Origin of the sequence: Acinetobacter sp. UBA6720, assembly GCF_002454215.1 — a bacterium.
In the GTDB taxonomy this organism is placed as follows: domain Bacteria; phylum Pseudomonadota; class Gammaproteobacteria; order Pseudomonadales; family Moraxellaceae; genus Acinetobacter.
Genome location: NZ_DKIK01000129.1, coordinates 1 through 23,309 on the forward strand (window position 1 = coordinate 1; position 23,309 = coordinate 23,309).

General features: G+C 41.8%; 21 protein-coding genes and 1 pseudogene. 9 read left to right on the plus strand and 13 right to left on the minus strand.

What is annotated here, in order from left to right:
- Both rsmA and B4F08_RS10935 read left to right on the plus strand, forming a co-directional pair.
- Nucleotides 1–787: 16S rRNA (adenine(1518)-N(6)/adenine(1519)-N(6))-dimethyltransferase RsmA (rsmA, locus tag B4F08_RS10930; protein WP_291374379.1), on the plus strand; the 787-nt coding region annotated here is incomplete at its 5' end.
- A gap of 1 nt (nt 788) precedes the next feature.
- Entirely contained in the window at nt 789–1,637 is an 849-nt protein-coding gene (locus B4F08_RS10935) for a symmetrical bis(5'-nucleosyl)-tetraphosphatase (RefSeq protein ID WP_291374380.1), read from the plus strand.
- Between the two features lie 43 nt (nt 1,638–1,680).
- Here the strand turns inward: B4F08_RS10935 and B4F08_RS10940 are convergent, their stop codons facing one another.
- From B4F08_RS10940 to hflX, 5 genes are all read right to left on the minus strand, one after another.
- Nucleotides 1,681–2,130, minus strand: coding sequence for a DUF2147 domain-containing protein (locus tag B4F08_RS10940; RefSeq protein WP_086208857.1), 450 nt, complete (start codon nt 2,128–2,130; stop codon nt 1,681–1,683).
- 280 nt (nt 2,131–2,410) lie between these two features.
- Nucleotides 2,411–2,854 (minus strand): DUF2147 domain-containing protein, encoded by a 444-nt coding sequence (locus tag B4F08_RS10945; protein WP_086208856.1) that lies wholly within the window; start codon nt 2,852–2,854, stop codon nt 2,411–2,413.
- Nucleotides 2,855–2,941: 87 nt separating this feature from the next.
- Nucleotides 2,942–3,616, minus strand: a complete 675-nt coding sequence (locus B4F08_RS10950) for an LrgB family protein (protein ID WP_086208855.1) — start codon at nt 3,614–3,616, stop codon at nt 2,942–2,944.
- A 10-nt stretch (nt 3,617–3,626) separates the two neighbouring features.
- Nucleotides 3,627–3,998 (minus strand): hypothetical protein, encoded by a 372-nt coding sequence (locus tag B4F08_RS10955; protein ID WP_086208854.1) that lies wholly within the window; start codon nt 3,996–3,998, stop codon nt 3,627–3,629.
- A 43-nt stretch (nt 3,999–4,041) separates the two neighbouring features.
- Nucleotides 4,042–5,373 carry a ribosome rescue GTPase HflX gene (gene hflX, locus B4F08_RS10960; RefSeq protein WP_291374381.1) on the minus strand — a complete coding sequence of 444 codons (1,332 nt, stop codon included), beginning with the start codon at nt 5,371–5,373 and terminating at the stop codon, nt 4,042–4,044.
- A 389-nt stretch (nt 5,374–5,762) separates the two neighbouring features.
- Here hflX and B4F08_RS10965 point away from each other — a divergent pair, with 389 nt between their 5' ends.
- Nucleotides 5,763–6,587, plus strand: a complete 825-nt coding sequence (locus B4F08_RS10965; RefSeq protein ID WP_086208852.1) for a lysophospholipid acyltransferase family protein — start codon at nt 5,763–5,765, stop codon at nt 6,585–6,587.
- Nucleotides 6,588–6,591: 4 nt separating this feature from the next.
- On the opposite strand, the gene B4F08_RS10970 is transcribed toward B4F08_RS10965, so the two are convergent.
- On the minus strand, nt 6,592–8,133 hold the full coding sequence (locus B4F08_RS10970; protein WP_228156950.1) for a phospholipase D family protein: 1,542 nt from the start codon (nt 8,131–8,133) through the stop codon (nt 6,592–6,594).
- Between the two features lie 188 nt (nt 8,134–8,321).
- On the opposite strand from B4F08_RS10970, the gene B4F08_RS10975 reads away from it, so the two are divergent.
- Nucleotides 8,322–9,332: a metallophosphoesterase gene (locus tag B4F08_RS10975; protein WP_291374387.1), complete on the plus strand. Its 1,011-nt coding sequence runs from the start codon at nt 8,322–8,324 to the stop codon at nt 9,330–9,332.
- 7 nt (nt 9,333–9,339) lie between these two features.
- Here B4F08_RS10975 and B4F08_RS10980 read toward each other — a convergent pair whose 3' ends face one another.
- The 3 genes from B4F08_RS10980 to trhA all read right to left on the minus strand — a co-directional run bounded on the left by B4F08_RS10980 (nt 9,340) and on the right by trhA (nt 12,013).
- On the minus strand, nt 9,340–9,768 hold the full coding sequence (locus B4F08_RS10980; RefSeq protein WP_086208849.1) for a hypothetical protein: 429 nt from the start codon (nt 9,766–9,768) through the stop codon (nt 9,340–9,342).
- Nucleotides 9,769–9,909: 141 nt separating this feature from the next.
- Nucleotides 9,910–11,226 (minus strand): MFS transporter, encoded by a 1,317-nt coding sequence (locus B4F08_RS10985; protein ID WP_086208848.1) that lies wholly within the window; start codon nt 11,224–11,226, stop codon nt 9,910–9,912.
- Nucleotides 11,227–11,371: 145 nt separating this feature from the next.
- On the minus strand, nt 11,372–12,013 hold the full coding sequence (gene trhA / locus B4F08_RS10990) for a PAQR family membrane homeostasis protein TrhA (RefSeq protein WP_086208847.1): 642 nt from the start codon (nt 12,011–12,013) through the stop codon (nt 11,372–11,374).
- Between the two features lie 109 nt (nt 12,014–12,122).
- Here trhA and B4F08_RS10995 point away from each other — a divergent pair, with 109 nt between their 5' ends.
- Both B4F08_RS10995 and B4F08_RS11000 read left to right on the plus strand, forming a co-directional pair.
- On the plus strand, nt 12,123–13,337 hold the full coding sequence (locus B4F08_RS10995) for a class I SAM-dependent methyltransferase (protein WP_110973894.1): 1,215 nt from the start codon (nt 12,123–12,125) through the stop codon (nt 13,335–13,337).
- 58 nt (nt 13,338–13,395) lie between these two features.
- On the plus strand, nt 13,396–13,830 hold the full coding sequence (locus B4F08_RS11000; RefSeq protein WP_086208845.1) for a GNAT family N-acetyltransferase: 435 nt from the start codon (nt 13,396–13,398) through the stop codon (nt 13,828–13,830).
- A 30-nt stretch (nt 13,831–13,860) separates the two neighbouring features.
- On the opposite strand, the gene B4F08_RS11005 is transcribed toward B4F08_RS11000, so the two are convergent.
- The 4 genes from B4F08_RS11005 to B4F08_RS11020 form a co-directional block, all read right to left on the minus strand.
- Complete coding sequence (locus tag B4F08_RS11005) at nt 13,861–14,202, minus strand: hypothetical protein (RefSeq protein WP_114837568.1); 342 nt, start codon at nt 14,200–14,202, stop codon at nt 13,861–13,863.
- 187 nt (nt 14,203–14,389) lie between these two features.
- Nucleotides 14,390–16,534, minus strand: a complete 2,145-nt coding sequence (locus tag B4F08_RS11010; protein ID WP_291374382.1) for a 3-hydroxyacyl-CoA dehydrogenase NAD-binding domain-containing protein — start codon at nt 16,532–16,534, stop codon at nt 14,390–14,392.
- 11 nt (nt 16,535–16,545) lie between these two features.
- Entirely contained in the window at nt 16,546–17,751 is a 1,206-nt protein-coding gene (locus B4F08_RS11015) for an acetyl-CoA C-acetyltransferase (RefSeq protein WP_291374383.1), read from the minus strand.
- Between the two features lie 190 nt (nt 17,752–17,941).
- Entirely contained in the window at nt 17,942–18,952 is a 1,011-nt protein-coding gene (locus B4F08_RS11020) for an AraC family transcriptional regulator (RefSeq protein WP_086208841.1), read from the minus strand.
- A gap of 211 nt (nt 18,953–19,163) precedes the next feature.
- Here B4F08_RS11020 and B4F08_RS11025 point away from each other — a divergent pair, with 211 nt between their 5' ends.
- From B4F08_RS11025 to B4F08_RS11035, 3 genes and pseudogenes are all read left to right on the plus strand, one after another.
- Nucleotides 19,164–20,282, plus strand: a complete 1,119-nt coding sequence (locus B4F08_RS11025; RefSeq protein WP_291374384.1) for a CaiB/BaiF CoA transferase family protein — start codon at nt 19,164–19,166, stop codon at nt 20,280–20,282.
- Between the two features lie 121 nt (nt 20,283–20,403).
- Entirely contained in the window at nt 20,404–21,681 is a 1,278-nt protein-coding gene (locus B4F08_RS11030; RefSeq protein ID WP_291374385.1) for a carbohydrate porin, read from the plus strand.
- Between the two features lie 183 nt (nt 21,682–21,864).
- A pseudogene (locus B4F08_RS11035) lies at nt 21,865–23,309 on the plus strand (PQQ-binding-like beta-propeller repeat protein); the annotation flags it as partial.

Below are 23,309 nucleotides of genomic sequence, written 5' to 3' on the forward strand. Positions count from 1 at the left end.
TAAAGATGAAGGGCACCATACGCGTAAGCGTTTTGGGCAAAACTTCTTACATGACCAACGTGTGATTGCCAAGATTGTACGTTCAGTTGCACCCCGTTCAGGGGATAACATTGTGGAAATTGGCCCGGGTTTGGCAGCCTTAACTTCTCCATTGATTGGCGAATGTGACGCACTCACGGTGGTCGAATTAGACCGTGATTTGGCGGCAGGTTTACCGGGGCGTGTGCCACATCCTGAACGTTTAACCATTATTGAAACGGATGCACTGAAGTACGACTTCACTAATCTATTTGAAGATGGTCGCCCTTTACGGGTTGTGGGTAATTTGCCGTATAACATCTCGACGCCACTTTTGTTTCACCTCTTGGAGTTTGGTGACAAAGTTAAAGACATGCACTTTATGCTACAAAAAGAAGTGGTGGATCGTATTACGGCTGCTCCAAATAGCAAAGAGTATGGTCGTTTGTCGGTGATGATTCAGTATTTCTGTAAACCTACGTTCTTGTTTGAAGTACCGCCGGGTTCATTTAACCCACCACCTAAAGTGACTTCTGCGGTGTTCCGTTTAGAGCCGTATGCAGTTAAGCCGATTGTGGCAAAAAATGAAAAAGCTTTGGCACGGTTGGTATCGCATGTCTTTACCCAGCGCCGTAAAACTTTGCGTAATAGCTTAAAAGGTATGTTGGTTGAAGATGGCTTTGAACAAGCAGGTGTTGATCCGATGGCGCGCCCAGAGACTTTAACACTGGCTCAATTTGTGGCATTAGCAGATCAAATGGTGGCTTAAGGTGGCAGGTGCAGAGATTCGATACAATTATGTCATTGGTGATGTGCAGGGTTGTTTTGAAGCACTCAAAGCCTTGCTAAAGACCATTCAGTTTGATCCTGACCAAGATTTTATTTGGTTTGCAGGGGATTTGGTTGCCCGTGGTGAAAACTCATTGGGTGCCTTACGCTTTATTAAAAAATTAGTAGAGCGTAATGCTGCTGCAACAGTTTTAGGCAATCATGATTTAACTTTGCTGGCGGCTGCACGTGGCATTAAAACCATCAAAGATAAAGATAACATTCGTGATGTGATTGATGCGATTGATAGTGATGATTTGATTGATTGGTTGCGGAAACAGCCCTTGTGTGTGTTTCCAAATGCAACGACAATTCTGACGCATGCAGGCATTCCAACTAACTGGACAGCAGAACAGGCTGCTGCTTTGGCGGCAGAAGTTGAGGCGGTCATTGCAGCGGATGATTTTGATGTTGTCGATGCCTTTTTAAAAGACATGTATGGCAAAGAACCTACCTTATGGTCGGATAAACTCACGGGCAACGCGCGTTTACGCTGTATCGTGAATTATTTGACCCGTATGCGTTTAACTGATAGTGCTGGGCGTTTGGAGTTTAGTTTTAAAGACTCGCTCAGCGACCCAATGCCTGAAGGGTTCAAACCATGGTTTGAATTCGCTTCGCAAGCAGCGCAAACCCATAAAGTTGTGTTTGGTCACTGGGCCGCTTTACAAGGCAAAACTATTTCGGACTCGATTCAAAATGTAGATGGCGGTTGTGTCTGGGGGCATCAATTAATGGCTTATCGTTTAGAAGATGAGAGCTTATTTGCCGTTGATAATCCAGTTCAATAGCCCATGCATTAAAAAAGCCACGAAGTTCGTGGCTTTTTTATTCTTAGTCAATTCTTAACCAGGTTTGGTTACGACCTAAGGCAGAAACACCAATGTATGCACGTAGGGAAAGTCGCTTTCCTGTGGCATTCAGCTTCATTTTGGCATCATAGAGTTTGCCTGATAATGGATCAATCACACGACCTTTTTCATAGTTGTTGGTGCCGTCCACGTGCTTCAAATCTTTAATAATATCCATGCCTAAAATGGGTTTGTTGGTATAAGGCGATGGGCAATTTACACAAAATTCTTTAGGTGTATATCCAGGACGTGGCGTAATTTTAACAATTTTTCCAGTATAGGTGTTATTGGACTCTTTACGAATTTCAATAATGGCTTTCGGCGAGCCTGACTTATCATCAATTTGTTGCCATGTCCCTGTTAAGTCCTGTGCAAATGCTCCCCCGCAAAGCATGGACAATGTTAATCCCGCGATAAAAAACTTACTTTTCATATAAGGTTCTCTATAATTTCACAAAAATATCCAAGACACAGAAAAATAAGCAGTTAGCATAAGGCAAACTGCTTATGGTCGTTGGATATAGAATAGGCATATGCCTTTTAAAAAAATGGAAAAATTATACAGACTTAGCTGAAACCTTATTATTCATTGAATTTAAAATGATCAGTCTAAGTTTTGAAAATGTATAATTTACTCATCGTTTAGCTGTTAAATCTCAACATAGTATGATTTTACAGATGATAGCCACACGTTAGCGAGCATTAAGTCGCAATTATTCACGGATCCATGTTTGGCTACGACCCAGTGCAGATATGCCCACATATCCTCGAAGTGTTAAACGTTTACCATTCGAGCTAAGTTTTGCTTTGCAACTGTAAATATTTCCTGACAACGGGTCGATAATTTTTCCACCTGTATAATTGGTATCACCATTGTGTTTGAGCCCTTTCATGACATCCATGCCTAAAATGGGTTTATTGGTATATGGTGCTGGGCAATTGATACAATGTTCTTTGGGGGTATAGCCTGGACGAGGGGTCACTTTAACAACTTTAGCGGTATAGGTCCCGTTTGATTCTTGACGGATTTCTAGGATGGCTTTCGATGATCCAGTTTTGTCATCAATGTTTTTCCACGTACCGCTAATATCTTCAGCAAAAGCTGCACTGCCAATGACAGATGTAGCGAGTGCGATTGCAAGTGTCAATTTGCTCATGAACAAAATCCTTTTATCATTTAATAAACGACAAACTCATCATAAGTTGATTTTTTAAACAATACAATTGTTTATGTGAGGAACATATCACATTTTTTGCAAGTATAGAATAAACAACGGTAACCATATTGCAGTAAACACAGCATTGACTGCCATTCCAAAGGCAGCATAGCGCCCTGCAATACTGCCTCGTTGCCATGCTTGGGCTGTTCCAATAGCATGTGCGGCAAGACCGAGTGCTAACCCTGAAGCGCGTTCATCATTGATATGTTTTAAAATTAGTGGAGAGAATGCGGCACCGATGACTCCAGATAAAATCACAATTAAAATCGCGAGACTGATGGGTGCATGGAGGAGTGTTGCGATATTAATCGCAATTGGAGTGGTGACAGCACGTGTGGCAAAAGCCATGATGGTCGGATCAGATAAATGCAGTAAATAAGCCAAACCCATAGGCAATCCGACCGCACTAATACTTGCAAAAACTAAGATGCCAACCACTGCTTTGAGAGGAAGGTCGTCATAACGCATGGACGCTAAAGGAATAGCCAGTGCAACAGTGACATAACCGAGCAAATGATTAAAAACAGGATTCACCTGCGCCATATATTGCTCATAAGGAATGTTGAGGAGGAAGAGAAGTGCAATCACAAAACACATGCCAATCACAATAATTGGAATCTGTGGCAACTTTTTATTGATTGGTTTTGCCAGTAAATAAGCAACTAAAGTCAGGAAAAAACCGAAAATGATGGGAATCATGAGCATTCTCCTAAAGCCATTTCTTAGACATTTTGGCATAAACCCAAAGTGGGATAAGTGTGCTGACAAACAGCACCACCAAAAACATTGGGATTTCGTGACCTAAATGGGTCATCATCAGCAAGGAACCTGCACTAATGGGCAGAAAGGCGAAAGCACTTTCTTTCATGATTTTATTGTTGGTATCGACCAAACGTGCTGGAATTTTTTTGAATTTCCGCCAACCTAACAGCACGATCAATAAACTAATGAGTCCAAGTAAATTGCCCATTTCGGGGTGCCCAAAGTACCCCGTGACCCATACAGCAGATTCTCGAAAGAGAACGATGAGGGCAACCGTGCCGATCCATGCGGTCCAATCAACCGTTTTTATCCATTCCATTTTGTTCTGTCATTAACATTTTACTTATCACGTTTTAACCGATTTAGTTTTTGATTTCAAATTCTTCGAGTTCACGATGAAATTGTTTTGCTTTCAAACCTAAAATTTCATCAATTGGTAAATGTGCTTGTTTAATCAGTTGTTCCAGTTTATGTGGTGCAATGTACACTTGTAGGTGAAGATTTCCTTCATCATCATAATTTTCAGATTGAATCACATTCAGGGCATACAATTGGTTGCGCAATTTGCCATAGGCTGGCTTGAGCAGAACGTCAAAGTTTTGAATTTGTCCCATTAAGCACTCTTGTACTGCTTGGCGCAGTAGATTGAGTCCTTCGCCCGTATGTGCTGACACATAAACACGCTCAGGGACATTGGGTTCAGCATAGATAATTTTGGCTTGTTCAGCACTTTGGTCAATTTTGTTATAAACACGAAGGATAGGAATATCGGCTCCAATTTCTTTGAGCACTTTTTCAACGGCTTCAATTTGTTCCATCAAATCTGGACTGTTGGAGTCAATTACATGCAGCAGTAGGCTGGCTTCTAAGGTTTCCTCTAGTGTCGCTTTAAAAGATTCGACCAAGGCGTGCGCAAGGTTACGTACAAAGCCTACAGTGTCGGCTAAGACCAAAGGGCCAATACCATCCCAGTCTAAACGTCTTAGAGTGGGGTCTAAGGTTGCAAATAGCTGATCTGCTGCATAAACATCAGATTTGGCGAGGGTGTTAAATAGAGTCGATTTTCCAGCATTGGTATAACCGACTAAAGAAACGGTTGGAATAGCAGCTTTTTGGCGTGCTGCACGACCTTGGATTCGCGTTTGTCGTACTTTCTCTAATTTATCTTTAAGTTGTCCTACACGAACACGAAGTAAACGACGGTCAGTTTCGAGTTGAGTTTCACCTGGTCCACGAAGCCCAATCCCACCTTTTTGGCTATCGAGACTAATCCCTGTACCGACTAGTCGAGAAGACAAGTGATCAAGTTGAGCCAATTCGACTTGAAGTTTACCTTCATGAGTACGTGCGCGCTGTGCAAAGATATCTAAAATAAGGCGGGTGCGGTCAATGACGCGACATTTGATAATGCGGCTCAGGTTGCGTTCCTGACTGGGGGTTAGTGCATGGTCAATAATCACCAAACTTGTTTCTAGCTCTTCCACACGTGCTGCTACTTCTTCAGCTTTGCCTGAACCAATAAAATATTTAGGGTCAGGTTTGAATCTTTGAGCGTGAATATGCTCTAGAATTTCTGCACCTGCCGACTTGGCAAGTAAGCGAAACTCTTCTGCATCAAGATCTTCCAGAATGTGGATGGCAACACTGACTAAAATCGTTTTTTCGCCACCTTGTTTCTGTTCAAAATATTCCACTCAATATAATCTCGCACCTAGAAAGCTCTAGTGTAGATGAATTTACTCAGCTTGAGCGAAATAGTTATAGCGTGGCTTTACATGGTGCAAAAGAGCTGTACCAAAAGAACCAAACTTCCAAAGTATAAGATGCTTAACCCAAGAATAAATTTAAATGCTTGAACGGGATTTAAGGGTGCAGCAGGAGGATTCATTTGATCATTCATGGGAGAACCTTGTTTTGATATTTCGATTGAATTATTGTAATTAATTTATTTAAACGATTAAAATTGAAAATAATCATCTAGTCTTTCGGTTTTTATGATCAATGCAAGTAAGTTAAGATCAGTATAGAATGAGTTGTAATCAATGATTAACTGTTGAATAAAGCTGTGCCAAGTGAATCCTCTATGCAATCAAATACTGAAATAAAAACAACATCATTAAGTGGACTCTCAAAACTTGCGTTGTATAGCAAGAAGCTAGTAACGGGACTCGGTGCCGTTTCTGAGGGTTTTTATTTGGTTTATCGACATGGCTTGTATAAAGACATTAATAATCCTCAAAATACCCGCTACGTGCAGTATTTTTGTCGTCGACTCTGCAAAGTTTTTAACATTGATGTGCATGTACATGGCGATATTCCACGTAAACCTGCACTTTGGGTGAGTAATCATATTTCATGGTTAGACGTGGCTGTTTTGGGTTCTGGCGCACGGGTGTTTTTTTTAGCCAAAGCTGAAATTGAAAAATGGCCTGTGTTCGGCAAACTTGCAAAAAGTGGTGGAACCTTGTTTATCCAACGTGGGTCGGGGGATTCAATCAAGATCCGTGAACAAATTACTGAATTTTTAAAACAAGACATTCCTGTGCTGTTCTTTCCAGAAGCGACAACTACTGACGGCTCTAAAGTAAAAAAAGTCCATGGGCGTATTTTAGGGGCTGCAATTGAAGCACAGCGCGATGTCCAAATTTGTTTAATTTGTTATGTCAATCAGCAGGGCGGGCTCGACCAAGTTTCGCCTTTTATTGGTAATATTGGTTTTGCCGAACACGTCCAAAAAGTCTTGGAGATGCCTCAAGTTACAGCACATCTGGTTGCATTACCTGCAATTTGTACTGCAGGTCATACAGTCGATAGCTTAACAGCCTTGGTACAACAAAAGATGGTGCAAGGCTTGGCTGACTTACACCAAAAGGTATTGAAACCTCAAGCGAGCGCGATGGGAAGTTGAAGGCTTACATAAAGCCTTCGATCGGGAGCCATGAAATGACTTTAATACCTGCACGTTTAAACCAGTTCATTTTCGGCTCTGTGGTATAAGTCTTGATTGAGCCATCGGCCTGCTTAATTTGCCAGTTAATATTTTTGTTGGCATCCAGAACCAGTTTATAGGCATATTTACTCAAATTTTGATCCATTGTTTGATGCACAGCCTTTGCCAAAGGCGGGCTGTTGAGTAAAACACCAATTTCGGTATTTAAGTTGGCAGAACGTGGGTCAAAATTAAACGAGCCAATAAAAACCTGTTTTTCATCAATCGTCATAAGCTTGGCATGCAGGCTAGAACGGCTTAATCCTTTGATGCTGACTTTGGCTTTTTTCGAGATTTCCTCATTGTTCTCATTAAGTGCTTCAGCCGCAGGATTTGCTAAGAATTCATACAGTTGTACACCATTTTCTAGTAAGTCTTGGCGGTATTTTCCATAGAAAGCATGGACCAAAGGTACATCATTGGCTTTGAATGAGTTGGTGAGTACACGGACTTGGATATCACTTTGCGCAAGGTTGGCAAGGTGTTTTTTGCCTTTACGTTCAGGAACGAAATAGGCAGAGATAATGTCGATGCTATCTGTTGGTTTTTCTAGATGGGTTTGTAACTGGAAGTTGAGATGTTCTTCTTTTTTAGCTCGGGATTTGATTTTACTTGGTGAGTCTTTTACGACTTCGGCCTTGACCCAGTCAAATTGGATACTATCGTTCAGCCAGTGTTCAAAGGCTTGTGAACGATTGGCCAGATCCAGATAATTTTGTACCGTCACTTCTTGATAGTGCTGTTGCAACTGTGTTTTTAAGCCTTCATAACGTAAGCTGTAATGATTGGCATTGACGATTTGACGCACTGGAAAGGCATAATCATCATTCCAGTATTCATCGAATGAGTGCACAATTTCATCTGCTGCCGAACCTACAAGCATGACATCTACATCGGAAAACTGGTAATTGTCACTGACATTATAATATTGGTTACTCATATTACGACCACCAATCAGTGCGATTTGGTTATCAGCAATAAAACTTTTGTTATGCATACGACGGTTAATGCGTTTGAGATTGAGCATCATATCCATCGCGCGATAGTGGCGGAAGCGATAGGGATTATACAGTTTGATGTCAATGTTGGCGTGTTGGTCGAGTGCGAGGTAAATGCCTTCCATTTTCTTGGCATTGTTGTCATCAATCAGTAACCGAACCTTGACCCCACGGTCTGCCGCTTTCAATATTGAATAAAGTGCCAGTGCGCCGATGCGGTCATTATCCCAAATATAATATTGTAGATCTAAAGTCTTTTCTGCTTTATCAATAAGATGGATGCGTGCTGCTAATGCTTCGAGTGGGTTATAGAGAATATGGAAACCTGTCAATCCCGGATTTTGCTCACGGAGTGGTAGTACGATTTTGGCTAAGCTGGTTTGGTCCGTGGCTTGATCAAAAGCATAAACTTGAGGCTGCGGAATCTGTTTGGGCAAAGTATTACAGGCAGGAACAGAGATCACCATACAACTGAGTAAAAGTAGTTTAGCACCTTGCTGAGTCGACGTTGAGCGGGGTAGAGCGCGCTTCACTGCGCTGTGTGGTTTTTCCATCGTCATAAAGTCTATAAATTTGGTTTGAGTATAATTCTGAGCTGTGAAAAGATAAACAGAAGATTATGTGTTCTTGATGAACTGTTTGTGAGTAAATGTCTATGCTAAATACACAATCCGTCGTGTTCTATTTTTATATTGCGATGGCCTTGCTTGCCGGTTGGGCAGTGTATCAAGCATGGATCAGTCAAACCAATACGGAGACGATTCATCCGTTTAAAGCCTTTGTGCATTTACTGGCTTTTTATTTGTCTTATTTACTGATTCCTTTATTTTTCTTTAGTTTATACGCAGGTATCCAAGGTTATTACTCATGGCATGAAGCAATTTTTGTCTTTTTAGTAAGTGGCTTATTGTGTTATGCACGTTTTATTGAGCCGCATTTTGTCCATGTTAAAACCATGCAGTATCAAATCCAAGAGGACTATAAATTACTCAAACCTGTTCGTATTGCTTTGGTTGCCGATTTACATATTGGTTTGTTTTCAGGTCATGAACGTCAGTTAAAAACCATTATTAAACGGCTGAATGAACAAAAGCCTGATTTGGTGGTGATTGCTGGAGACTGGACCTATGAACCTGAAAATACACTGGCGGAAGAGTTAGAGGTACTACGCGAAATTAATGCACCCGTCTATTCGGTCAATGGTAACCATGATGAACAGTATCCAGGTCCCCCGATTCAAAACCTGTTAAGACATGCTTTGAAGGTCAACAATGTCATTGATATAGAGGGGCAGATTGTTGAATTTGATGAGTTTCGCTTAATCGGGGTTGGTGACTTGTGGGCAGGTAAGGCAGATATGCGTTTTATGCCACATTTACCGCAGGACAAGCCATGGGTCATTTTATCGCACAATCCTGACACGGTCGATATGGTGCCTTCTTTACCAACACGTCCTTTAATGTTGTCAGGTCATACGCATGGCGGCCAAGTTGAACTGCCGTGGTTAACGGATTTTGTGATGAAAAAGGTGTCGATCTTGGGGCACAAGAAAGGCTTGTACCGTCATGAACACGCAGATGTGTTTGTTACGGTGGGTACAGGTATGGTGGGTGTACCGTTTCGCTTCCGGGTCCCACCGACCATTGATATCATTGAGCTAATCTAAAGCTCAGCTAGAACCAATAAAAAATAAAGCTTAAAACCAAAATGACCACAGCCAAGATCATCCACAGCTTGTGGTTTTTGGGCTGTAAGGCTTGAATGCCTTGTGTTCGGGTTACGTCACTATTATTCACATCTTTATGTTGTGATTTTTGCAGGGTTTGATCTTCTTTGAGAGTTAATTTCGGAGGAGTAAGACGATTTATTGTTAACTCTGCAGTTGAGATATCTTCTGAGTAAAGTTGCTCGTGGTTATACATACTTTTTAGTGCTGCATCATGACGTTTTGTGAGCTCTGTGACGATTTCTTGGGCATCGTCGTATTGAAAAGCCGTGTGTGTTGCGATGTATTGGATGGCTTGAATGATTTTGTTTTCTTCAACTAATACGATGACGTCGAGGAGTTGTTCATTGGTGAGTTGTTCTATTTTTTCATCCATTTCTGTGTCCTATTCATCAGTATTCACCTTTATTTTTGAAGTAATATGCGCAATTTTAAAGGTGGTTTTTGTAGCGTTTGTTAAAGCATTGGTATAAAAAAACCAGCATCATTGTGCTGGTTTCAAATATCAAACTTAGGGTCAAATTTGATTGTTTACATCATCATTCTTGGTCTCACGGATCATTAAGAATGCACATAAAGACAGAAGGGATGCAGCTGTGAGGTAGTAACCTACAGCATGTAGGCCATAAGTGGTTGCAAGTTTTGTTGCAATTAATGGCGCAAATGAAGCACCAAAGATGCCAGCAAGGTTAAAGGTCAGTGCTGAACCTGTATAGCGAACCGATATTGGAAAAATTTCAGAGAGCACGGTACCAATTGGCCCATAGGTTAAACCCATGATAGATAAACCAATACATAGGAATAAAAATACAACAAAAGTATTGCCTGATTCCAACATGCTGGAAAACACTAAACCAAACAATGCCGCAGCAATACATACAGCAATAGACGTTGTTTTACGACCAAACTTTTCTGCAAATACTGCAGATAAAGGGATGAACGCAGCAAAGCAGAGTGTTGCGACCAATTGAAGTTGTAAAAACTGTTCACGAGTGTAACCCAGTTGTTTGGTGCCCCACTGTAAAGCAAAGACCGTCGTGAGGTAGAACACAACAAAGGTACAGATGGCAGCAATAGTGCCTAAAATCAGCATCCCCCAGTGTTTGGTGATTACTTCTTTAAATGGAATATTAACTTCTTTTTGCTTGTCTAAAACTTTCTGGAACGCAGGAGTTTCATGGAGTTGTAAACGAATCCACAGTCCTATAATTACCAGTAGCGCACTTGATATAAATGGAATACGCCAACCCCATGTCATGAATGTTTCTTCAGACATGAAATGACCGAGTGTCAAGAATGAACCCGTTGCCAAGATAAAGCCAATCGGTGCACCTAACTGTGGAAACATACCATACCAAGCACGTTTACCTTCAGGTGCATTTTCTGTGGCAAGCAAGACCGCACCTGACCATTCACCACCTAAGCCGAGGCCTTGACCTAAACGACAGAGTGCAAGCAGTAATGGTGCAACAATTCCAATTTGTGCATAGGTTGGTAGCAAGCCAATACATACGGTTGAAAGCCCCATGGTTAGCAATGCGGCAACTAAGGTGGCTTTTCGACCAATACGATCACCTAAATGTCCAAACAGTGCAGCACCAATCGGGCGTGCAATAAAGGCAATCGCAAAGGTTGCTAATGACTGAATTGTAGCGGTCATCGGGTCGGTACTTGCTGGAAAGAACAAATACGGAAAAATGATGACTGCAGCAGTCGCATAAATATAAAAATCGAAGAATTCGATTGTGGTACCTACGAGACTGGCTGTAAGTACGCGAAATTTTGAGTTTACAGGCTGCTGTTGTTCTGCAACAGCAGTATTTAATGACGCCATGGTAGACCTTACACTTACTAAAAATAATGAGACTTAGTTTTAAAAGCGTAATCTTTTTAAAAAAGGCGTAATTTCTTAAAAAAATACGAAAACCCTGCGGACAAACTACGGGATTAGGGTTGCTAAAAAATGTAGTAGGTGCGGGTTATATCACGTAGAGATAGATAGACAAGAAATGTGATCCTGCACCGATCAATACAAAAATATGCCAGATAGCGTGAGTGTATCTTACCTTTTTTAGCGCATAAAACAATGCACCGATGGTGTAGGAAAGTCCACCAATGATTAAAAAAGTGAGTGCTTGTTTAGATAAAAAGCGTTGCATATCATCCATAACCAACACAGCCATCCATCCCATAAGTAGATAGGCAATCAGTGAGATTTTTTCAAAGCGATGGATGAAAACTAACTTGAATAGTGTGCCAATGAGTGCAATCACCCAAAGTGCAATGAGCAGGTAATGTGCTTTTTGTGTGGGTAGTGCGATAGACAAAAATGGGGTATAGGTGCCCGCAATTAGATAATAAATGGCGGTGTGATCTAATTTTTTATACCAGCCTCGACGCTCAGGTGATTCGGCAAAATGATATAAGCTTGATGCGGCGAACAATAAAAATAGGCTCAAAGCATAGACCCACAGCCCGATCCATTGCGCTGTTTCTAAGTAAGACCCTTTGATAATCAATAATATTCCTGCTATGAGTGCAAGAGCTGCACCAATAGCATGGCTAATGAAATTGATTCGTTCTTCGACAGGATCGTAGTTTGCAACTGGATGAGCGTTCATAGGCAATCGTGCTTGTTTTTATAAAATATACAACTGTATCGTAATTCAAATTTGCATTTAGCGTAAGACGCTTTAAAATTTAATCGCAATTCTTTTTCTGGTTTCTATTATGACCACTTCGGTGTCTTCCTCTATACAAGAGCAGCAATTCCTGCAAGCCTTTCAGCAAGCGCTTGAATCTCAATGTTTTGATCGGATGATTTTGAGCCAGTATCAGGGGGAAATGCAACAATTAGAAAAAATGACATTTCGGGTAGTGACTGTGCAAGGTCAGTCAGTATTGAGTTGTTTATATCGTTATAAAACTCAAGATGTCACTAAAAACTATTCCTTAGATCTGGCACTTGAAACGGTGACTGAACTTTTGGCGCAGTGTAAACAAGCCAATTTGATGACGACTGAACAAGAGTTTCAACTGAAAAAGAACAAGAAGAAAGCCATGCTGACCCAAAGTAAAAATAAAACGCAGGCTAAAGTAGCAGAGCAGCAAGGACATGATCGAATCAAGCAGCGTTTTGTCGATCAAGACAGTTATTTCTTACAGCCGCTTGGCATTACTGATGCAAAAGCGCACATCATTCCTAGTATGGCGCGTAAGTGGAAACAGATTAATAAATTTGTTGAAATTTTCTCAGGAGCTTTAAGTCATATTCAACTGCCTGAACAACTACGTGTGGTCGATTTTGGCTCGGGAAAAGGCTACTTAACTTTTGCTTTGTATGATTATTTGCTAAAGCAAGATCTGAATCCTTTTGTGACTGGGGTTGAGCTCAACAGCAAGATGGTGGAATTCTGTCAGGAGGTTGCACACAAGTCGGATTTTCAGCAACTTGATTTTTTTCAGGGTGATGTTCGGACGTACCAACCTGAACGTCTCGATGTGATGATTGCGCTGCATGCATGCGATGTCGCGACTGACTTTGCGATTCATACGGGTATTCGTTTAAATGCTGAAATGATCATGTGCGCGCCGTGTTGTCATAAAGAATTACGTCCACAGTTGAAAGCTCCGCTTGTATTACAACCCATGTTGCAATTTGGCATTCATGCAGGTCAGCAAGCTGAAATGCTGACCGATACTATTCGTGCCTTATTACTCAAAGCCTATGGCTATGAAACCAAAGTGTTTGAGTTTGTGGCACTTGAGCATACCAGTAAGAATAAAATGATTTTGGCAACCAAGCGTAGGGATTATCAAGCGCCCGATGTTGCTGTCTTGGCACAAATTCAAGCCTTGAAAGAGATGTATGGCATTCAAAAGCATTCACTGGAACTGTTGTTGAATGATCAATGGGATCAGCAAGGTGTAGGGTGTAAGTGCTGATCGGAACATCACTGTTACTGCAATGATCAATACAGAGATGATTTATAGGGAAATGAAAATGCCAAGTTTGAGAATTACGCACGGAACATGGGATGAGTTGCAACAGGCTGCGAAAATGATTCGTGAGCAGGTCTTTATTCAAGAGCAAAGCATTGCTGCTAAAGATGAATGGGATGAGCAAGATGAAATTGCAGTTCATTTTGTCGTCTATGAACAAGATCAAGCTATCGCCACGGCAAGGCTATTACAGAATCATAGTATTGGTCGTGTTGCTGTTTTAAAGTCGCATCGAGGTTTGGGTATAGGTAAGGTTTTGATGCAGGCTGTGATCGCATACGCCCAACAGCAACAGCGTCCATTTTTAGTGTTGTCTTCTCAAGTACATGCACAAGCGTTTTATCAGGCTTTGGGTTTTGTACAAGAGGGTGAGGTGTATTTAGACTGTGGTATTCCACATATTGATATGCGTTTATCGTCTATGAAAAAGCCCTAATGAATCAGGGCTTTTTCTTTTTAACGTAGATTAGTGACTATGTTCAGAAGACATCTGCGCATGTTCATCGGCACTCATACTATGTTCTTCAGCCGTTGCATGTTCGGTTGTATTTTCAGAAGCAGCTTGATTGCTTGTTTCACGCGCTACTTTATCAGCCTGCGCTTTTGCCATTGACTCTTCAGACATAGCTGGTGCATTTTTAAAAGCATGTTGTTGAGTGTTCTGTTTAGCTTGCTGACTTGGCATATAGTCAGGTTCATTGGTTACTGCAAGGTAGAAGAAACCTAAGAAAAATCCGCTTAAAATGAAAGCAATGATCAGTGCTTTCCAACCCCATGGTGATTTTTCAGGAGAAGTATTGTCAGTCATGTGCAACAGCCCAATTGAATAATAATAAATCTAAAACGATGTAACTTTATAACACAAAAAATGAGTTCCGGCGCGAAAATAATGCACTAAGATAGGTCAAAATTAAAAGATGAATCAGTATTTTAATTGGTTTCTCCAAGAGAATAAAAAAAGGGATCTATGGATCCCTGATTTTTAAGTCAGCATTTTAATGGATTTGCCCAGATGGCAATGATTGAGTGAGCAATTGCGGTGCTTTAAAACGTTCACCGTATTTCGCTTCAAGCTGATTGGCACGTTGCAACGCTTTGTCTAAACCATATTGATTTAAAAACTGAATTGCTCCCCCTGTCCACGGCGCAAAACCAATCCCAAAGATCGAACCGATATTGGCATCAATTACAGATTCAAGGACATGCTCTTCATAACAACGTAACGTATCTAGCGATTGTACAAATAGGAAGCGGTCAATCATTTCTTGTTCAGAAATATCAATCTCTTTTTTCCAATGGCTCAAGCCCTCCCAAAGCTGTTTCTTACCACTTTCAGGGTAATCATAGAAACCTGCACCAGCAGCTTTACCCTTACGACCGAATTCATGAATCATAGTTTGAATTACATCATCTGCACCTGAGCGAGGTAAATCTTTACCCTCGACCTGCAATGCCTTACGCGTTTCATTGGCAACATGTTCAGAAAGGGTTAATGCAACTTCATCTTGAATGGCCAATGGGCCAACGGGCATGCCTGCTTTAAGTGCCGCCATTTCAATACGAGCTGGGTGTACACCTTCATGCAGTAAACGTAAACCTTCCTGAACAAAAGTACCAAATACGCGACTGGTGAAGAAGCCACGGCTATCATTCACAACAATCGGGGTTTTACCAATTTGCTGTACATAGTCATAAGCTTTTGCCAAAGTTTCAGCAGAAGTGTTTTTGCCTTTAATGATTTCAACCAATTGCATTTTATCAACTGGGCTAAAGAAATGCAGACCAATGAAGTTTGCTTGATCTTTCGATGCATTTGCCAAACCAGTAATCGGTAATGTCGAAGTATTTGAAGCCATCACTCCACCCTCAGCAAGGAATGCTTCGGCTTCCTGCGTCACTTTCGCTTTGAGTTCTTGATTTTCAAATACAGCTTCAATAATTAAATCACAACCTTTTAAATCTTCCGCAAATGCTGTTGCAGTAATCAAGCTTAAAACCTGCTCGCGCTGTTCAGCCGTCATACGTCCTTGTGATACTTTTTTATCTAGCAGTTTTTGGCTATAGGCTTTCCCTTTTTCTGCATTTTCAATAGAAATATCTTTGAGCACAACAGGAATACCTTTGATTGCTGTTGAATAAGCGATCCCTGCTCCCATCATCCCTGCACCAAGCACACCAACTTTGGTCGCTTGCCATTTTGCAACATCTTTAGAACGGCTCGCACCTGCTTTAATAGCATTCAGCCCATGCCAAAAAGTGCCGATCATATTTTTTGAAATTTGACCTGTCGCAAGATAGGTAAAATAACGAGATTCAATGGTCAGTGCTGTATCCACATCCACCTGTGCACCTTCAACCGCAGCCGCCATGATGGCTTCAGGCGCTGGATAACATCCTTTGGTTTTATCACGTAACATTGCTGGAGCAATCGCCAGCATTTGCGCAACCGCAGGTGTTTTAGGATCACCACCCGGAATTTTATAACCTTTCACATCAAACGGCTGTTGTGATGCTTTTGTGGATGGGGGATGTGCTTTCACCCAAGCAATCGCTTTATCCATCAACTCTTCAGGTGTTTCCGCCGTGTCTTGGATTAAACCTAGAGATTTCGCTTTATCCACACCAAACTGCTTACCCTCCATCAAGAATGGAAAAGCATTTTGTAAACCTAAAAGGCGAACCATACGCACAATACCACCACCACCCGGCAGTAGACCTAGAGTCACTTCTGGTAAACCAAATTTTGTTTTAGGATCATTCAATGCGATACGTGCATGACAGCCTAAAGCAATTTCCCAACCGCCACCCAAAGCCGTACCATTCAATGCTGCTACAACAGGTACACCTAAAGTTTCGATATAACGAAACTCGGTTTTCATTTTCTGAACCATTTCAAAAAATGGTGTGGCATCTTCAGGTCGTGCTTGAATCAATTCATCTAAATCACCGCCTGCAAAGAAAGTTTTCTTCGCTGAACGGAAAATAATCCCAGTAATTGACGTTTCAGATTTCAGTTTAGAAACAATGTTTTCTAAAGCTACACGGAAATCACCATTCATGGTATTTGCAGATTGATTCGGAGAATCTAAAGTCAGAATAATAATGCCATCGTCATTTTTTAGATATTGAATTGCGCTCATTATTATTCTCCTTATACCAACTCAATAATGGTCGCAATACCCATGCCACCACCCACACATAATGTTGCCAAGCCACGCTTTTTACCTTGACGTTCTAATTCATCCAGCAATGTTCCGAGGATCATCGCACCCGTCGCACCCAATGGATGCCCCATCGCAATTGCGCCACCATTTACATTGACTTTATCGCTTGGCACTTTTAATTCCGTCATAAAACGCATCACCACAGATGCAAAAGCTTCATTGACTTCAAATAGATCAATATCGTCAATCGTTAAGCTTGCTTTTGCCAATGCTTTACGAGCAGCAGGTGCAGGCCCAGTCAGCATAATGGTTGGATCCGAACCGACTAATGCTGTCGCCAAGACTTTGGCACGTGGTTTTAAACCTTGTTCTTTGACCGCTTTCTCAGAAGCAAGCAATACCAGCGCTGCACCATCGACAATACCCGATGAATTTCCTGCATGATGCACATGATTAATTTTTTGCGCTTCAGGATACTGTTGTAATGCAATCGCATCAAAACCCATTGCACCCATCATTTCAAAACTTGGATTGAGTTTTGCTAAACCTTCCGCTGTTGTGGTTGGTTTAATAAATTCATCTTGATCTAAAATGATTACGCCTGCTTTGTCTTTGATGGCGACGACTGATTGATTAAAATAACCCGCAGCTTGCGCCGCCGCCGCTTTACGTTGAGAATTTGCTGCAAATGCGTCGACATCTGAACGCGTATAACCATCCAGTGTTGCAATTAAATCAGCACCAATCCCTTGGGGTATAAAATGTGATTTTAAATTGGTTTCAGGGTCTAATGCCCACGGTCCACCATCGGAACCCATTGGGATACGTGACATCGACTCTACGCCACCAGCAACAACCACATCTTCCCAACCTGAACGTACTTTTTGCGCTGCCATATTGACTGCTTCTAAGCCTGATGCACAAAAGCGATTGATTTGCACACCAGCAACATCATTGTCCCAACCTGCTGCAATTGCTGCAGTTTTCGCAATATCACCACCTTGATCAGCTATTGGTGTGACACAACCTAAGACAATATCATCTACTTTAGAGGTATCTAAATGATGGCGATCTTTGAGTTCATTCAACAATGTGGTCAGTAGTGTAATCGGTTTTACTTCGTACAATGAACCATCTTTCTTTCCTTTTCCGCGTGGTGTGCGAATGGCGTCAATGATATAAGCCTCGCTCATAGCTGTTCCTTTTTATGACTTTTAAGTTGTTATGTCACTTGAGTGTACAAATTAATCGCCGTGATGCAATGACTAGAACGGGTCAGGCTAGATGAAGATTTTTGCCAATAGCCTGAGTTTAGGGCATAAAAAAACCCAAGATCGAAATCTTGGGTTTAGCAATGTGCCGAACCGTCGTCAAACTAAAAAATTAGTGATAACCGTGTAGTTGGCGATATAAACCAGGTGTGACGCCTGTCCATTTTTTAAAGGCACGGTGGAAGGTGCTGGTTTCACTAAAGCCCACTTGTTGTGCCACATCTTCCAACGTCAAACCCGGATTTAACAGCAGGTGAATCGCGGCATCACGACGTAATGCATCTTTCACGCCTTGGTAACTTTTACCTTCAGCCGCTAAGCGACGACGCAACGTTTGAGGAGATAAATACAACATGGAAGCCACATCGTTCAGGGTTGGCATTTCCTCACCAATTTGACTTTTCAACACATCACGAATACGTGAAGTGAGGGAGTTGGTGTTTTTAAATTTCACTAACAACTGTGCAGGAGCGGCTTTTAAGAACTCTTCTAACGTTTCTTCATTCTGACGAATTGGTAAGTCCAAATAATCTGCGGCAAAAGTGATTTCTGTACGCGGCATATCGAACTGCATCACAGGTGCGAAGAATAAGGCATCATATTCATCTGCATGTGCAGGACGTTCATAGCCAAAATGTACACGTTCAAGTGGTAAACGACGTTCAATCAACCAAGAAGCAAGACCATGCCAAATCATCAACATACTTTCAGTGATAAAGTGATCTGGGTCCATTGATTTTGGAATCTGGGGAACGAGACGCGCTTCGTGCTTATCGCGCTCTAATGTCACAGACCATTCATCACCAAAGAGCTTATAAAACTGTGAAGACAGTTCTAAAGCATCCCCTAAGGTCTTGGCATGAATAATCAACTGGCACATGATGGCAAATGTACCTAGACGACGTGGTTGTTTGTCGAAACCAACATGTTCGTCTTGGGTCACCATCCATAACATTTTAACGAAGCGAGTATATTGTTCTGGAGAAATACGGGCTTTAGGCTGACGCAGCAGTTCTGCCTCAATGCCAACGTGAGAAAGTAATGTTTCGACATCCATGCCGAGACGTTTTACGCCAGTTAAAGCCGCATTGACGAAATGGATACTAATGGTATCACGGCTCATATTTAATCCTTCAGTCTCTTTTATATTCACTTGCGTTTGACCTAAATGACGCTAAAAAAATAAGTTTAGGCAATTTACACTAAAGTTTTTTGCCTTTTTACATGTTAAATTGCCGAAATGATCAAGGTAAATGGCTGAACATGACATTGTTTTGTTGCTTTTATATTTCTAAAATAGCTAAAAAATCAACATAAAAAGAGTAAAAAGTAGCATGGATATGGCATTGAAAGGATTGAAAGTTCTCGATTTTTCTACACTTTTACCGGGACCGTTTGCAACAATGTATTTGGCAGACTTAGGTGCAGAAGTGATCCACATCGAGTCTCCAACTCGACCTGATCTGATCCGTTTAATGCCACCTTATGCCAATGGACAGGCCACAGCACACAGTTATCTCAACCGAAATAAGCATTCTGTAGCACTGGATTTAAAAGATCCTGCCAATATTGAACTGATCAAGTCGAAAATTTCAGACTATGACATTGTGATTGAGCAATTCCGCCCGGGGGTAATGCAAAGACTGGGACTTGACTATCAAACTTTATCTGAAATTAATCCGCGCTTGATCTATTGTTCCATTACGGGTTATGGGCAAACAGGTTTATATCAAAATAAAGCAGGGCACGATATCAACTATGTGGCTTTGTCTGGGATCGCAGGACATAGCGGCCGACAGCACAGTGGTCCTCCTCCTTTGGGAATTCAAATTGCGGATATTGCAGGCGGGTCATTACATAGCGTGATAGGAATACTCGCAGCTGTGATCGAAAGGCAGCGTAGTGGCATAGGGCAGTATATTGATATCTCTATGACTGACTGTGTGGTGGGGCTCAGTAGCATGGCTGCAGCGGCGAGCTTAGCAGGACAGGAAAAGCAAGGGCCGGAGCAAAGCTATCTCAATGGTGCGACTTTTTATGACTATTATGAAACGCAAGATGGCCGCTATTTGTCGATTGGGAGTTTAGAGCCACAGTTTTTACGCGGACTGGCAGAAATTTTAGAGTTGCCGATTGTGGCTGAAAAAGGCGCCTCACTGGCAACTGACGACCGTCAGGTGGTGAAACAAGCGATAAAAGCCAAGATTAAAACCCAAGATTTGGCTGTATGGAACGCAATTTTTCAGTCACGGGATGTCTGTGTTGAGCCTGTATTGAAGCTGGATGAAGCACTCGATTCGCAACTGGCAAGAGACCGAAAATGGATTGTTGCTGTGCCTTTAGAAGAGGGGAGTACAAAAAGCGAACAACAATTAGCTTGTCCAATCAAGTTTTCACGTTCAAAAATAAGGTATGAATTTATAGGGAAATCTTTGGGTTTTGACTCTTTGTAAATATCATATAGCGATAATTTAACCAGTTTTAAAACAATAATCTAACAAAAACAATGGGTCTTTATACAAATAGCAAGTATCATATCAATTGGTTGTAAAATTGTAAGAAAGGTCACCAATTATGAATAAATGCAATAGAAGTTGGTGTTTAACGGTGAGTTTATTAACACTCAGCTGTTGCCTGCAAACTGTATATGCTGCAAATGCATTCGAGGTACAAAGCCCTTGGATGCTCGGTGATTGGAATGGTCAACGCACCGCATTGCAAGAAAAAGGCTACGATTTTAGCTTTGGTTATACGGGTGAGATGGCAACTTTACTCGATGCTTCGCGTTCTTCAAATCATGGTACTGAATATGCAGACCAGTTTGCATTTGGTACGCACTTCGATTTAGACAAAATTTTGGGTTGGCAGGATACTGAGGCTCAAATCACCATTACTGAGCGTAATGGACGTTCACTTTCTCAAACTTCCGATGCTTTAGATGGACATTTAAGTTCTACTCAAGAAGTGTGGGGACGTGGACAAACGTGGCGTTTAACGGATTTGTGGATTAAGAAAAAGTTCATGGATCAAAAGTTAGACATCAAAGTCGGTCGTTTTGGTGAGGGTGAAGACTTCAATAGTTTTGACTGCGACTTCCAAAACCTTGCGTTGTGTGGCTCTCAAGTTGGTAACTGGGTCGGTGACCAGTGGTACAACTGGCCTGTCAGCCAATGGGCTGCGCGTGTCAAATACAATCTTCGGCCAGACCTCTATGCACAAGTTGGGGTGTATGAATATAACCCTGAAAACTTAGAGCGTGGCAAAGGTTGGAACTTAAGTACCGATGGTTCGCATGGTGCGATTATTCCTGCTGAAGTGGTGTGGCAACCTGCTGTAGGTATAAATAAGTTACCCGGCGAATATCGTGCGGGTTATTACTACAGTTCGGCAGATGCCACAGACATTCAAAATCCATCGCAAACTTCACATAAGCAAGGCGGCTGGGTGGTTGCCAAGCAGCAACTCACAGCACATCACGGTGATGCTGCACGTGGTTTAACAGGTTTTGTGAATCTCACGCTGCATGATTCAGATACCAATATGGTTCGCGACATGCAGAACATTGGTTTGGTCTATAAAGGTGCTTTCGATGCACGTCCACAAGATGAAATTGCGATTGGCTTGGGGCGTATTAGCATCAATGATGACGTGAATGAGGCGAATATTGCCAATAACAGCGTTGATGCCCGTGGCTTACAAAGTGAAGAATATGATGCCGAGATTTACTACGGTATTCATGCAGCCAACTGGTTAACCATTCGTCCCAATATCCAATATATTCGCCATGTGGGCGCATATAAAAATGGTGAAAATGCATGGGTCGGCGGAATTAAATTCCAGACGGCATTTTAGTTTCTAGATCTATAAGTATTTGTCCAACAAGGTTGATAAATACGTTTATGGTTATTCAAAGCATAAAACTGTTTGAAATAAGTCGTTTGGACAGATACTTAAAATCTAAAAACTGTCTAGGTGCTTATATCAATGTTGAAATGATATGAGCTTTTAACAGAATCTAAGAAAAAGGTGGTCAATATGAGTACTCCGTCTTCAGGTTCAGGACTTAAAACTTTTACAGCTGTGATTGCTGTGATCTTTGGTTTAGTCCTGCTGATAGGAGGGATTTATCTTGCAGTGCTTGGTGGGTCTTGGTACTACATCATTGCAGGTTTACTCTTCATCGCGACTGCAGTTCTACTGCAAAAATTGAAAAGTACGGCATTAATCGTTTATGCCTTGTTGGTCTTGGGTACAGTGGTGTGGGGCCTATGGGAAGTGGGTTCTGACTTTTTTGCCTTGGCGCCACGTTTAGATATCCTGGGTTTATTTGGCTTATGGTTACTCATTCCTGCTGTCACACGTGGCTTTGACAACGCTAAAGGTGCAAAAATTGCTTTAACAGGTTCATTGGCAATTACCATTGCAGTGATGATCTATGCTGTATTTAATGATCCTCAAGAAATTCGAGGTGAACTGAGCAGCAAGCAACCTGCAACCGCACAGTCCATTCCGGGTGTTGCGGATGGCGATTGGCCTGCTTATGGCCGTACTCAGTCTGGTTTGCGTTATTCTCCTTTAACGCAAATTAATTCTGAGAATGTTAAAGATTTAAAAGTGGCTTGGACCTATAACACAGGTGACTTTAAAACAGAAAATGACTCTGGTGAAACCACCAATCAAGTCACCCCAATTAAAGTTGGGGACAATATGTATATCTGTACCACGCACCAAAAACTGGTTGCCCTCGACCCAGCTACAGGTAAGGCGAAATGGACTTTTGATCCGAAGTTGAAATCGGACAATACTTTCCAACATTTAACCTGTCGTGGCGTGTCTTATTATGATGCGAACAATACAGTTGGTTTTGAAGCCAGCTTGCAGCATAAAAAGTCATCGTCTGAGTTGTGCCCACGTAAAGTGATCTTGCCAGTGAATGATGGTCGCTTGGTTGCCATCAATGCTGATACTGGTGAGCGTTGTACGGACTTTGGTAAAAATGGTGAAGTCGACTTACAAAAAGATATGCCATTCCCTTATCCGGGCGGTTATATCCCAACTTCACCACCTGTGGTCACAGGCACGACGATTATTATTGCGGGTTCAACCACAGATAACTATTCAACTGAAGAACCTTCAGGTGTGATTCGTGGTTATGATGTGAATACGGGTGCATTGTTGTGGGTGTTTGACACAGGTGCCGAAGATCCGAACGCGATTCCAGCTCCGGGGCAAAAGTATGTTCAAAACTCACCGAATGCATGGGCACCATTAGCCTATGATGCAGCCTTGGATATCGTTTACATTCCAACAGGTGTGGGTACACCAGATATTTGGGGGGGTAACCGTACCGAATTACATGAGCGTTATGCCAACTCAATGCTGGCACTAAATGCCTCAACAGGTAAGTTGGTGTGGAATTTCCAAACCACGCATCATGATTTGTGGGATATGGATGTACCATCACAACCGACATTGACGGA